The organism is Georgenia phoenicis (genome assembly GCF_047302425.1).
Lineage (GTDB): Bacteria > Actinomycetota > Actinomycetes > Actinomycetales > Actinomycetaceae > Oceanitalea.
The window spans coordinates 3,465,084-3,478,256 of record NZ_CP154855.1; the positions used below are offsets into that span (position 1 = coordinate 3,465,084).

A 13,173-nucleotide genomic window follows, 5' to 3' on the forward strand; every position below is an offset into this window, starting at 1 on the left:
TGTCAGGAGGTGCTCCCATGCAGACTGCATCAGACCGTGACAGGCGGAATCGTTTCGAGGACTCCGAGGCGCTGCGCGCCCTGCTGAATCGGCTCCATCAGGCGGGGCGTGGGGCGTGGCAGCGTGACCCGGAGGCGGCGGCGCTGATGGAGCACGCCGCGAACAAGTACGCCGCTCTCGCCCGCAAGCACGGCCTCGACCCGTGGGAGGCGGCTTCGGCGGCGTTCGAGGCGATGCGGGGAACTGCGACGCGGCGGGCGGATGACCCGTGGGCGGTGGTGACGCGGGCGGTGCAGGTGACCTGCACCGCCGAGGAACGCGGCAACGGACTGCTGTGCTCCGTGCATCAGGCCCGTCGCCCGAAGTATTCGGTGTTCCACGACGCCGAACGATTCAGCGACCGCGAGAACCCCCTGCCCGACTACCACCCCGCGTTCTGCTTCGACCCCTTCACCGACCCCGACGAGGACCCGGACGATGAGCGTCCGGTGCGGGAGCGGGCGATGAACGTCACCGCCGCCGTCGAGGACACGATCGCGTTCCTCTCGTGGGTCGGCTGGGAACCCTCGACAGCCCGGGCTGCGGTCGAGTACATCACCACCAGGTTGGCGGGGTCGCCGTCGCGGGCGTCGGCGTTCGAGGTGCTGCGCCGTGACCGGCAGGCCCGCGCCCTCCTGGACCTGCCGGGTGCGTCGTGGACGGCGCTGCTGCGGATCGTGCTCGGCACCCCCGACCCGACCCTCGCGCATACGAACGCTGGGCGCGGGTTGCTCGTGCGGCTCCTGATCGGCCAACCCCTGCGCGCACTCCTCACCGACGACGACCTCGTGATCACTGCCGGGCTCGCCGCCCCGCGCCTGGCAGGGGGCGAGGAGTCATGAGCACGGTGCCGGCGGGCCACATCGAGCTGGAGCGCGCGGTCGACTCCATCATCGTCGGCCGCCGGCACCGGCAAGACCACGGCGACCTTGCCCCGTTGGTGGAGTCGATCCGCCGCAACGGGCTCTTGCAGCCCATCACGATCACCCTCGACGGGCACCTGATCTGCGGCGCGCGGCGCCTCGCGGCGCTGAAACTCCTGGGCATCAAGACCGTCAACGTCTGGGTACGGTCCGGGATCTCCGACCGGCTCGGGCAACTCCTCGCCGAACAAGACGAGAACGTCCTGCACAAGCCGCTCACCCAGCTCGAAGCCGCAGCCCTCTACCGCGAACTCAAGACCCTGCTCGCCGAAGACGCCGCCCGCCGCCAGGAGGCCACCCGGTTCCAGACGACCGCAGACGACGCAGAAGACGGTGGTGCCAATTTGGCACCACCGCAGTTCGAGCAAGGCAAGGCTCGCGCTCAGGCTGCGCGGATGGTGACTGGCCGCGCGTCCTATACGACGTTGGAGCGCATCGGCCGGTTGGAGGACCTGGCCGCGGACGAGTCGCAGCCGGAACCGGTACGGGCGCGTGCGGCAGAGGAGGTCGAGCGGATCAAGGCAGGTGGGAGCGTCTATCCCTCGCACCTGCGCGTGAATGCCGAGCTGTCGCTGGCGGAGCTCAACCAGCTCGCCGCGGATCCCGCCCAGTCCGTCGAGGTGCGCGAACGAGCACGGGTCGAGGCGGATGCGGTGCGTGCGGCGGAGCAGGAGGCGAGGGCGGCGGAGTTGGAGCAGCTGGCAAAGGCCGCGCTCGCCCGCGTCAAAGCAGCCAAGGCCTCCGGGGAGAAGAAGCCAGCGCGGCCCGCGCTGACGGCGGTGAACACCGGGGAGCCGGTGCCGTTCCCGCTGACCGCGTTCCTGGCCACCTGGGACGACATGGCCGAATGGTGGACCCACTACGACCCCGCCGACGTCGGCCCAGCCCTCACCGCTGAACAGTGGGCACGGTTCGAGGAGACCATCGCCGGGACCATCGCGTTCACCGACGCCGCACGCGCGGCACGGCAAGACAGGGCCGAGCACATCGCCTGAACCGCGGGGCGGGTGCGGTGGTGCGCACCTTCCTGGCAACCACGCATCCGTTGTTGCCGTCCGGGAAGGACCCGTGCTCATGGACCCCGCCACGTCTGATGACCGTCGCCGTCGTCGCCTGCTGATCGCCGCCACCGCTGGCGGCCTCGCTCTGCTCTTGCTCGTCGGAGTCGGCATCTACGGCCTCGTCCGCGGCCCCGCCGCCCCGTCGGCCTCGACGCCGAACGAACGACCTTCCACCGCCGCGCCCGTGACACCGGCCCCGACCTCGGTCGCAGAGCTGGAGCCGCTGGACCAGCACCTTGGGCCGGAAGCGTTCGCCCAAGCGGTCGCTGAGGCGCTGTTCACCTGGGACACCACGACCGGGCACATGCCATCGGACTATGCGCAGGTGCTCGCGGATGCCGCGCACGGCAGCGAGGCCGACGCCTTCGTCGGTGACGTCCGCGCCTACATCCCGACGAACGATGCGTGGGCGCAGCTGCGCACCTACGCGACTCGGCAGTGGCTGACCCTCGACGAGGTGTTCGTCCCGGAGGCGTGGGAGACCGCCGTCGAGCAGGCAGCCCCCGGTCAGATACCTGATGGTGCGGTCGCGTACACCATCTCGGGGACACGGCACCGGGAAGGCATCTGGGGCACCGACCCCGTCGAGGCATCCCGCCCGGTCTCCTTCACTGTGTTCCTCGTCTGCACCCCGCCCAATCCCGGTCGCGGCACCGGGTCGGGGTTGTGTGAGGTGCTGCGGCTCTCACAGCTCGACAACCCTCTCCGCTGAGCCGAGGCCGTGATGAAGAAGCTCGCGCTCCTCGCCCTCACCTTGCTGCTCCTGGGGCCGTCCACGATCCTGCTGGGCGTCGCCACGCTCGGCGGAACACCTGCGACCGCCGCCGTCTGCACGCCCGGCTCGTTGGCGGTCGGCCCGATCCCGGACTCGCTGACCGCGACGACCCGCAACGGGGAGACGGTCACGCTGAACCGGCAACAGCTCACCCACGCCGCGACGATCATCACGGTCGGCGGGCAGACAGCCGGCGTCGGACGTGAAGGGGTGCTGATCGCGCTGATGGCTGCGCTGACCGAGTCGACCCTGCGGATGCTCGCCAACACGAGCGCCTATCCCGAGTCGGCGGAGTACCCCAACGACGGCGAGGGTTCGGATCACGACTCGCTCGGGCTGTTTCAGATGCGCCCGGTCAGCGGGTGGGGCACAGTCGCGGAGCTCATGGACCCCAGCTACCAGGCGAGAGCCTTCTACGGTGGCCCCACGGGCCCGAACTACCCATCGCCGCGGGGCCTGCTCGACATCGCCGGCTGGCAGCAGCTCGACCCCGGCGAAGCAGCCCAAGCCGTCGAGGTCAGCGCCTACCCGGACCGGTATCAGAACTACCAGCCGGTCGCCGAAGCGATCCTCACCGCCCTGACCCGTCCCGTGTCCTCCGGCAACGATGGCGGGGACGAGACGCCCGTCGTGCCCGAGACGACGCGCATCGTGTTCCCGCTGCCGGAGGGGACCTGGGCGCGGACGAGCCCGTTCGGATGGCGTAACGACCCGATCACCGGCGAACGCCGCTTCCACGCAGGCAGCGACTTCGCCGCCCCCGACGGCACCCCCATCTACGCCGTCGCGGACGGCATCGTCGTGCGAGCCGGATACACCGACGCAGGAGGCGGGGTCATCGTCATCGAGCACACCGTCCGGGGCGAGCGGGTCGCGTCGATGTACGTGCACATGTGGGCGCACGGCATCCATGTCGCAGAAGGCGACACCGTGACCGCCGGGCAGCGCATCGGAGACGTCGGCTCCTCGGGACACTCCACCGGCCCTCACCTGCACCTGCAAATCCACCCCGGCGGCGCAGACGCCGACCCGGTGAACTCCGACGCCTGGCTCACCGACCACGGCGCCGCTGAATCCGGCGCGAGCACGGCACCAAACGCAGGTTGCGCTCCGGGGCCGAACATCGCCGCGCCAACACCGTACACAGGTACCGATCCTGACGAGCTTCGGGACGATCCGACGAGCGGCGGCCAGATCACTGCCCGCATGGAGCACCTGCTCACACAGACCCGGGCCGCGTTTCCCGACTCCGGCTGGGCCTGCTGGTCACCGCGACCCGGCACCTCGTCGGAACACCCGCTCGGCAGAGCGTGCGATGTGACCTTCGGGAACACCATCGGAACGGCCGCGACCGGCGCCGCCCTCGACACGGGGTGGGCGATGACGAACTGGCTGCAGGCCAACGCCGCCGCCCTCGGAGTCGAGTATCTCATCTGGCAAGGCAAGATCTGGTCGCTCGCTCGCGCCGACGAGGGCTGGCGGCCCTACAACGGCGGGGGCATGCACGACCCCTCGGACATCACAGGCGGGCACTACGACCACCTGCACATCACCGTCCGAGAAGGACGATGACCATGGATGTGTTCCCCGACTTCGGCGGCGTCGGCGGCGCCGCCGACCTCCGCGCCATCGTTGGCGCGCTGCTCATGTTCGTGCTCGTCACCGCCGTGCTCATGCTCATCGTCTGCGCCATCATCTGGGCGATCGCGTCATCCAGCGGCAACTATCAGGCGGCGACCAAGGCTCGCACGGGTCTGTTCGTCGCGGTCGGCGCCGCCGCTCTCGCCGGGGCCGGCGTCGCGTGGCTCAACTTCCTGCTGGACGTCGGCACCCAACTCTGACTACCTCCGCCGCCGCTGGGATCGCGGGGTGCACCTGACGGACGAGAACCCCTTCTCGTCAATAGTCAGGAGCACCCCGTGATCGACATCGACCCCAACTCATCCGGTCTTCCCGGCATCGAGCAACTGCGCATCATCGTCGGCGCCGTCATGACCGTCGGCCTCATCCTCTCCGTCCTCGCGCTCATCGTCAGCGCGATCGTGTGGGGCTTCGGCGCCAACTCCTCCAACCCGCACCTCGCGAGCAGGGGCAAGGTCGGCGTTCTCGTGAGCTGCGGGGCGGCGATCATCTGCGGTGCCGCGGTGACGCTGATCAACTTCTTCTGGGGCGTCGGGCAGGCCGTGTGATGACCACCCGACATGACTCCCGGCCGCGGGGGTGGCTGCGGTGAGCGTCTGCGATGTCCCAGTCATCTCCTCCGTCTGCGACGCCGTGGGCGAAGGCACCGCCTCCCTGATCGCCGCCCCGTTCGACTGGCTCGCCCAAGCGATGGCCGGTGCCGCCGCGTGGCTGTTCGAGGCGGTCTGGTGGGTCTTCGACACCACGACCCTCGTGGACGTCACCAGCGCCGAGTACATCGGCGTCTACAACGTCCTGTTCGGCGTCGCTGTCTTCATCATGCTCGTGTTCTTCTGCTTGCAGCTCATCACCGGGCTCATCCACCGCGACCCGACCGCCCTCAACCGTGCCGCCCTCGGTCTCGCCAAGAGCGTGCTCGGATCGTTCCTGGTCATCACGCTGACCGCGTTGCTGCTGGAAGTGACCGACCAGCTCGCGGTCGGGATCGTCCAGGCCACCGGCAACACGATGGAAGGGATGGGGACCCAGATCGGGCTCCTCGCCGCAGGCCTGGCCACCATCAACATCACCGCTCCCGGTGTCGGCGCGATCCTGACGATCTTCCTCGCCGGACTCGCTATCAGCGCGGCGGCGATCGTGTGGTTCTCGCTGCTCATCCGCAAAGCCCTGCTGCTGGTCGCCATCGTGTTCGGGCCGGTCGCCCTGGCCGGGGCGACATGGGATGCGACCAAGGGATGGTTCGCCAAATGGGCGACCTTCGTCATCGCCCTCATCTTCTCCAAGCTCGTCCTCGTCGTGATCTTCCTCGTCGCCATCGGCCAGGTCTCCGCCCCCATCGAGGCGGACCTGGCATCCATCTCCGACCCGATCGCCGGCGTCGCGCTGATGTTCATCGCGGCGTTCGCCCCGTACATCACGTACAAGTTCCTGTCCTTCGTCGGGTTCGACATGTACCACGCGATGTCGTCGGAGCAGGAGGCGAAGTCGGCGCTGAACCGGCCTGTCCCAGTGCCGTCTGCGCCGAAGGCTGACACGGCCAAGAAGGTACTCGACGGCAGCACCGACTCCGGCAGCGCACCCTCGAACGGTGGCGGAGGAGGCGGTAGTCCAACACCGCCGCCTACCTCCTCGTCGGCGGCGCCCACCAGTGCGGGAGCCGGCACAGCGGGCACAGGAGCCGCCGCTTCCTCGACAGGGGCAGGAGCGGGAGCTGGCACCGCCGCTGGTGCCGGGGCCGGGACAGCGGGCGCTGCGGGTGCTGGTGCAGCCGCCGGCCCTGTGGGTGCTGCGGTCGTCGTCGGCGGTGCGGTGGTCAAGGGCGCGGCGACCGCCGGCCCGAAGGCCGGCAATGCGGTCGGTGGAGCGGCCGACAGTCAGGCAGGCGCGGCCACGGAGCAGGCATCCCCGCCGCTGGTTCCACCATCGCAAGGCACCCCGCCGCAGCGTCCCGCACCGTCGACGCCGCCCCCGGCCGCTCCGTCCTCGGCGCCGCCGTCCGGGCCGTCCACCGGCTCGGCGGAGTCCTCGCCCGCGCCTCGGCGCCGGTCGGACCCGCCACCTCCGCCGTCGTCCAAGCCGACCGGGAAGGGGTGACCTGCGATGTCTACGAACACGCACGCGAACAGTGACTACCCGTTGGCGGCGGTGCAGTTCTCCCGGCTCACCAAGCGCGGGATCATGCTGGGCCTGTCGCTGCCGCAACTCATCGTCCTCGGCATCGCCGTGCTCACAGTCGTCTTCTCGCTCTACCTCGGCGGCGGCCTGGCCTTCGCCTGGACCGCCCCGGTATGGGCCACCGCAGCACTGCTCGCGGTGATCCCCGCGGGTGGGCGGAAGGTGATCGAGTGGGTGCCCATCGTGGCCCGCTGGATCGCCCGCACGTATCTGGGGCAGCTCATTTATCGGCGCCGCGTCATCAAGCCGAGACCTGCCGGGACGCTCGCGCTTCCGGGTGATGCGGCACCGTTGCGGGAATGGGAGGACCCCGAGACCGGGGCGGCGATGATCCAAGACCCGCACGCGCAGACGCTGACTGCGATCCTCGGCGTCTCGCATCCGGCGTTCGTGCTCCTCGATCCCGGTGAGCAGCAGCGCAGGGTCTCCGGGTGGGGGCGCGTCCTCGCCGCGGCCTGCCGTTCGGGGCGCATCGCCCGCATCCAGGTGTCGGAGCGGACGCTGCCGGACTCGGGAACGGGGTTGGCGGAGTGGTGGCGCACGCACGGCACCGACGACGGGTCCTGGGCCGCGACCACCTACGCCGAGCTGATCGAGCGCGCCGGCCCCGCCGGGGAACGCCACGCCACGACGATCAGCCTGGCGCTGGACATGAAGGCCGCGAGCCGGCAGATCAGGACTTCCGGTGGCGGGATGCGCGGTGCCGCCGCGGTGCTCCGGCAGGAGATGACCACGCTGACGACGGCGCTGCGCGCAGCGGAGCTCACCTCGACGGGGTGGCTCACGCCCGGCGAGGTCGCCGTCATCCTGCGTTCGGCGTACGACCCGGCCGCCGCTCCCGCGCTAGAACGGCATGGCGACCTCGGGCGGGATCTGGCGACGGCGGGCCCGGTAGCGGTGACCGAGACGTGGGATCGGTTGCGGTCGGACAGTGCGTTCCATGCGGTGTTGTGGATCAGTGAGTGGCCCCGCTCGCAGGTCTACCCAGGGTTCCTTGCCCCGCTCGTGCTGTCCAACGGCATCCTCCGCACCCTCGCCCTGCACTACACGCCGGTGCGCGCCGATCAGGCCGCGCGGGACCTGCGGAAGAAGAAGACCGAACTCATCAGCGACCAGGCGCAGCGGCGCAAGATCGGGCAGATCGAAGACGCCGCCACCAGCGCCGAACTGGACGACGTCCTCCAGCAAGAGGCGGACCTGACCGCCGGGCACGGCGTCCTGCGCGTCTCCGGCCTCGTGTCCGTCTCCGCGCCGACCGTCGATGAGCTCGACGCCGCGGTCGCCGCGGTCGAGCAGGCCGCGATCCAAGCCTCCTGCGAGACCCGCCGCCTCGTCGGCCAGCAAGCCCAGGCCTTCACCGCCGCTGCGCTGCCGCTGTGCCGGCCGGTCTGACCCGGCGCACCTGCCCACCAACCATCCGACGCTTCTGTGAGGAACAACGCTCATGCCTACCTTCGATAACCCCGTCGCGGACGCCACGGAGGCGTCCGCCGCGTTGCGGGGCCTGGCCCACGCAACCCGCCAGTTCACCGACCCGGCCGACACCTACCCAGTGATCGGTGACCTGCTGTCCGGAGTCCGGTCGCTGCGGCAGGTACTGGATCAGCTCGCCGCCGCCCATATCGCTCCCCGTGCCCGCGCGCACGACGACGCCGGGAACCAGGCCACCGGCGCGACCTCGGCCCTCGCGGCCGCGGACGAGCTGCACCAGGCCGGCACACTCCTGGACTCCGTGGCCTGGCGGCTCGACGCCGCCTCCCAGCACTCCGGGCGTATCGCCTGGCACCCCGCACCCGACCCCGCAGACGCGGGGGCGGGGCGTACGAGCGTGCAGGCCGGGACGCTCACGCTGACGGTGTGGCCGGACGAGCCGCTGGGCCAGCACCAGCGCTACGCCTACCTCATCGAGCACCGGGACAGCGGGCAGAGCATCCAAGGGCGGGATCTGTTTACCGGGGCCGGCGCGCCTGTCTCACCGGAGCGGGCGCTGCGTGACCTCGCCGCCTACCTGACCGCAGCAGGCGATGCGCACCAACACGCCACCGACAACGGCACGGCGTATGAGGGGCCGTTCGATGAGTGGACCGCCGACGTCGCCCGGCAGAACTCCGACGCCCTGACCGAGCTGGCCGACCGCGGCCCGCAGGGCCCTGCGCCCACCGTTGGGGAGGCGGCGGGCGTGCGGTGGATCAGCGTCGTGTTCCTCCAAGGCTCCGAGGCCTACGAGGTGCTGGACCTCATCGACCGGGAGGGCACGGACGCGGCGATCGAGCACCTGGCCGGGTTCGACTACGGCGAGGAGACCGTACAGACAGCGCTCGAGAACGGCTACGTCTACGACGAGCCCCCGACCGGTGCCCTCGACAAGGTAGCGACCCGAGACGTCTACACCCTCACCTACAACCCGTTCCTCGGCCACGTCTCGCTACTGCGCGAGCACGGCGCCCTGCCCGACCCGGCACTCCTCGGCATCGACACCCCGATTCCCGCGCCCGCGTCGACCGCGGCGTCGGCGCGCGTCGCACACCAGCCTGCACGCGCGAACACCCAGGCGGCGAACCGCGAGCGCGGCGCGGGCGACTGGTTCACTCGACGCCCCGGTGCCGCCACGGCGCAGGGCCGGGGGCTCGCGCTGTGACCGCGCAGGACGAGGGCCGCCTGCACACGGCCGTGCTCGTCGGCCCCGAAGGCGAACGACGCCGGGCCCGTAAGGACCGCCGGCAGGCTGCGACCCGAATCGAGACCACCGCCCGCAAGGCACGGAAGGCCGAGGCGAAGGCCCTGTGGGAGGCGGAGCAGGCCGAGCGGCGCGCGACGACCTACCTGCCCGCCGCTGGCGAGCCGGGGCCTGCGGCGTTGCGCACGCCGGGCCGGTTCCGTCTCCCCAAGCACCAGGACACGAGTGCGACGTTGGCTGGGCAGTACCCGTTCCTGGCCGAAGGCGGCCTCGGATCGGAGGGGATCTTCGTCGGGCAGGACCTCTACTCCGGCGGGTCGTTCGTCTACGACCCGTGGGTGCTCTACCGGCGCGGGATCATCACCGCCCCCAACGTCGTCCTGGCCGGCATCGTCGGCTCCGGCAAGTCGAGCCTGGCAAAGTCGCTCTACACGCGCTCGCTCCCGTTCGGACGACGCGTCTACGTCCCCGGCGACCCGAAGGGCGAGCACACCGCCGTCGCCGAAGCCGTCGGTGGACGCGCAATCATCCTCGGCCACGGCCTCTCCAACCGCCTCAACCCTCTCGATGAGGGCCATAGGCCATCCGCGGTGTCCGACAGCGAGTGGGCGATGCAGGTCGCCTCCCGCCGCCGCGACCTTATCGGCGCCCTCGCAGAGACCGTGCTGGACCGGGCGCTGACGCCGTTGGAGCACACCGCGATCGACCTCGCCCTCCAAGACGCGGTACGGAGCGCGGAGGTTCCGATCCTGCCGATGGTCGTCGACCGCATCCTTACCCCAACCTCGGCCGACGACGCGGATGGACGGCTCGCGGAAGACGGTCGGCTCGTCGGCCACGCCCTGCGCCGACTCGTCGCGGGCGACCTCCAAGGACTGTTCGACGGCCCGTCCACGGTCAGGTTCGACCCGTCCCTGCCAATGGTGTCCCTCGACCTGTCCCGGGTCGCGGAGAACAGCACCTTGATCTCGGTGCTGATGACGTGCTCGTCGGCGTGGATGGAGTCGGCCCTGTCCGACCCGGCAGGCGGGCAACGCTGGGTGATCTACGACGAAGCCTGGCGCCTGATGGCCTACCCGTCCCTCCTGCGGCGTATGGACGCCCAGTGGCGGCTCGCCCGGCACTTCGGAATCGCGAACATGCTGATCTTCCACAAGCTCTCCGACCTCGACAACGTCGGCGACCAGGGCTCCGCCATGCGCGCCCTCGCATCGTCGCTGCTGGCGAACGCGGAGACCAGGATCGTCTACCGGCAGGAAGCCGACCAGCTCGGCTCCACCGCAACAGCGCTCGGCCTCACGGGCACTGAGCAGAAGCTGCTTCCCGGCCTGGGGACCGGGCAGGGGCTGTGGCGCATCAAGGACCGCTCCTTCGTCGTGCAGCACCAACTCCACCCCGCCGAGTTCGCCGCCTTCGACACCACGAGCCGCATGATCGCAGAAACCGGGAAGTTCACCGTTGAGAATGACGAACCGTCGGCCTCGCTGACGGTTCCCGCCGCGGGCGGTGCGGCGTGATGGCCCGGCCCCGCTATAAGCGCACGATCATGCCCGCGTCTGTTCACCGTGACGAGGTCGAGGCTGTGCCGGTCGTTCTCCCGCTCGTGGTCATCACGATCACCGACGACGGACGCATGACGGTCACCGTCGACGGCGTGCCGTTCGAGCCGGAGCCGTTCGCGCCTCCGTGGCGACGAGAGGACTTCGCCGCCGTCCTCGACCAGCTCACCGAACAGCGCCGCTCGCCGGTGCGGGTCGAGGTGCGCGAAGCGGACGGAAGCACGTTCACCGACATCATCACTCCGACCAGACGCCGCCGCACCGAACCAAAACCCGCCCCCGCACCTGAGCCACCGGTCGCGAGTGCTCCGCCCGAACTCGTGGCGCTCCACGGCGAGGGGTTCGTGCCGGGCGAGGACGTGGCGATCGCCGTCGTCATCGCCCACGGCGATGCCGCCCCGGACGGCGCGATGCGCGGCCTGCTCACCGCCGACCAGCTCGCCGTGAGCCCGACCCGAGAGGTGATCCTGCTCGGCCGCGTCTCCGGGACGCTCACGATCGGGCACCCCGAATGACCACCCCGAGGCCGACGGGATCGCTCGGGGACGAGCTGAGCAACCTCGGCATCGGCCTCCTCATCGGCGCCGCGATCCTCGCCGCCATCCTCCGCGGCGCCGGCTCGGTCGCCGCGTGGATCACCGGGACCGGGCAACCCGCCGGCGGAGTCGAGGCCGGGTTGGGCGTGCTGCTCAACCCCGGCGACCCGGCGGCCGCGCTCGGCGCACCCGGTCTGAACGTCGTGGCGTACTGGATCACCGCCGCCGTCCTCATCCTCGCCGCCGCTGGCGCAGGGTGCTGGGGGTGGCGGTTCTTCCGCGAGCACGGCCGACAGGTCAAGAACGACCCCTACCGCATCCCCGGTATCGCCACCCGCACCGAGGTCACCAAGGCCGCCTCCGAGACCGCGCTGCTGCGCCGGGCCGGGCACCTGCGACCCTCGCTCCACAAGCCGACACCGGAGGACGTCGGCTACCGGATCGGCCAGTCGCGCGGCAAGAGCGTGTGGGCATCGGTGGAGGACAGCATCCTGCTGATCGGCCCGCCCCGGTCCGGGAAGGGCGCCCACATCGTCATCAACACCATCCTCGACGCACCCGGCGCAGTCGTCACCACCTCGACCCGGCCGGACAACCTCACCGCGACTCTCCGCGCCCGCGAGCGCATCGGCCCGGTCGCCGTGTTCGACCCACAGCACCTCGCCGAAGGCATCCCCGCAGGCCTCAGATGGTCACCCATCCGCGGGTGCGAGGACCCGCTGACCGCGATGATCCGCGCCACCGGACTCGCCGCCGGCACCGGCCTGTCCGCAGGCGGAGTCGAAGGCGGCGGGTTCTGGGAAGGCAAGACCCGCACCGCCCTCCAAGCCCTGCTCCACGCCGCTGCCCTCGACCGTCGCCCACCGGGTGAACTGTTCCGGTGGACCCTCGACCCATCCGCCGCCGCGGACGCAGTCGCGATCCTGACAGCGAACCCACGAGCGGCTGTCGGGTGGGCGGAGTCGCTACAGGCGATGATCGACTCCGACCCGAGAACCCGCGACTCCATCTGGCAAGGCGTCTCCCTCGCCCTCGCCGCCCTGGCGGACCCGCGCGTGCTCGACGCCGTGTCGCCGCGCGAAGGCGAGAACTTCGACCCCGAAGCCTTTCTCCGTGCCCGCGGAACGCTCTACCTGCTGGCGACCGGCGCCGGCGCCAACAACAGCGCGGCGTTGGTGGCGGCGTTCGTGGAAGACGTCGTGGAAGCCGCCCGCCGCATCGCCGCCGGAAGCCCCGGCGCGAGGCTCGACCCGCCCTTGCTGCTCGCCCTCGATGAGGTCGGCAACCTCGCCCCCTTACCGTCACTGCCCACGCTCATGGCCGAAGGCGGCGGCACCGGGATCACGACCATGCCCGTACTCCAAAGCCTCGCTCAGGCGCGGGAGAAATGGTCGGAGAACGCCGCCGGCGCGATCTGGGACGCCTCCATCGTCAAGATCATCCTCGGCGGCGCTTCCAACAGCCGCGACCTGCACGACCTGACCACGCTCATCGGCGAGCGCGACGAGGTGACCGACTCCACCACGGTCGGAGACCACGGCTCCCGCTCCGCGCAACGCTCCATCCGGCGCGTCCCGATCATGCCGCCCGACACGATCAGGACGTTGCCGTTCGGGACTGCGCTCGTGCTGCTGCGCTCCGCGCCGCCCATAGTCACGAGGATGCGGACCTGGCTCGACCGGCCGGATGCGAAGGAACTGCGGGCCGACCGGGCCGGCATCGAGGCGCTGCTGCAACGCCGTCCGCTGGAGGAGCCGGGCGCACCTGCCTGACACAAGGGCGGCCCC

Annotated in this window: 12 protein-coding genes; all 12 read left to right on the plus strand. The window is 70.8% G+C overall.

Annotation, left to right across the window (positions count from 1 at the left end; genetic code table 11):
• The first annotated feature begins 17 nt into the window (after positions 1-17).
• Complete coding sequence (locus tag AA0005_RS16325; RefSeq protein ID WP_144317190.1) at positions 18-881, plus strand: hypothetical protein; 864 nt, start codon at positions 18-20, stop codon at positions 879-881.
• On the plus strand, positions 878-1,957 hold the full coding sequence (locus tag AA0005_RS16330; RefSeq protein ID WP_144317191.1) for a ParB N-terminal domain-containing protein: 1,080 nt from the start codon (positions 878-880) through the stop codon (positions 1,955-1,957). Before AA0005_RS16325 ends, AA0005_RS16330 begins: the two co-directional genes overlap by 4 nt.
• A gap of 79 nt (positions 1,958-2,036) precedes the next feature.
• Complete coding sequence (locus AA0005_RS16335) at positions 2,037-2,735, plus strand: hypothetical protein (protein WP_144317192.1); 699 nt, start codon at positions 2,037-2,039, stop codon at positions 2,733-2,735.
• 12 nt (positions 2,736-2,747) lie between these two features.
• Positions 2,748-4,370 carry a peptidoglycan DD-metalloendopeptidase family protein gene (locus tag AA0005_RS16340; RefSeq protein WP_211346236.1) on the plus strand — a complete coding sequence of 541 codons (1,623 nt, stop codon included), beginning with the start codon at positions 2,748-2,750 and terminating at the stop codon, positions 4,368-4,370.
• 2 nt (positions 4,371-4,372) lie between these two features.
• Positions 4,373-4,639 carry a DUF6112 family protein gene (locus tag AA0005_RS16345; protein ID WP_144317194.1) on the plus strand — a complete coding sequence of 89 codons (267 nt, stop codon included), beginning with the start codon at positions 4,373-4,375 and terminating at the stop codon, positions 4,637-4,639.
• Positions 4,640-4,717: 78 nt separating this feature from the next.
• On the plus strand, positions 4,718-4,987 hold the full coding sequence (locus AA0005_RS16350; protein WP_062764860.1) for a DUF6112 family protein: 270 nt from the start codon (positions 4,718-4,720) through the stop codon (positions 4,985-4,987).
• Between the two features lie 40 nt (positions 4,988-5,027).
• Positions 5,028-6,533: a type IV secretion system protein gene (locus AA0005_RS16355; RefSeq protein ID WP_144317195.1), complete on the plus strand. Its 1,506-nt coding sequence runs from the start codon at positions 5,028-5,030 to the stop codon at positions 6,531-6,533.
• Between the two features lie 6 nt (positions 6,534-6,539).
• Positions 6,540-8,006: an SCO6880 family protein gene (locus AA0005_RS16360; protein WP_144317196.1), complete on the plus strand. Its 1,467-nt coding sequence runs from the start codon at positions 6,540-6,542 to the stop codon at positions 8,004-8,006.
• Between the two features lie 52 nt (positions 8,007-8,058).
• Positions 8,059-9,252: a hypothetical protein gene (locus AA0005_RS16365; protein WP_211346237.1), complete on the plus strand. Its 1,194-nt coding sequence runs from the start codon at positions 8,059-8,061 to the stop codon at positions 9,250-9,252.
• A complete protein-coding gene (locus AA0005_RS16370; protein ID WP_259804122.1) occupies positions 9,249-10,808 on the plus strand; it encodes an ATP-binding protein in 1,560 nt (519 codons plus the stop codon). Before AA0005_RS16365 ends, AA0005_RS16370 begins: the two co-directional genes overlap by 4 nt.
• 116 nt (positions 10,809-10,924) lie before the next feature.
• Positions 10,925-11,365 (plus strand): hypothetical protein, encoded by a 441-nt coding sequence (locus AA0005_RS16375; protein WP_413451169.1) that lies wholly within the window; start codon positions 10,925-10,927, stop codon positions 11,363-11,365.
• Positions 11,362-13,158 (plus strand): type IV secretory system conjugative DNA transfer family protein, encoded by a 1,797-nt coding sequence (locus AA0005_RS16380; protein ID WP_144317199.1) that lies wholly within the window; start codon positions 11,362-11,364, stop codon positions 13,156-13,158. The genes AA0005_RS16375 and AA0005_RS16380 overlap by 4 nt, the downstream gene beginning before the upstream one ends.
• The last annotated feature ends 15 nt before the right edge of the window (positions 13,159-13,173 follow it).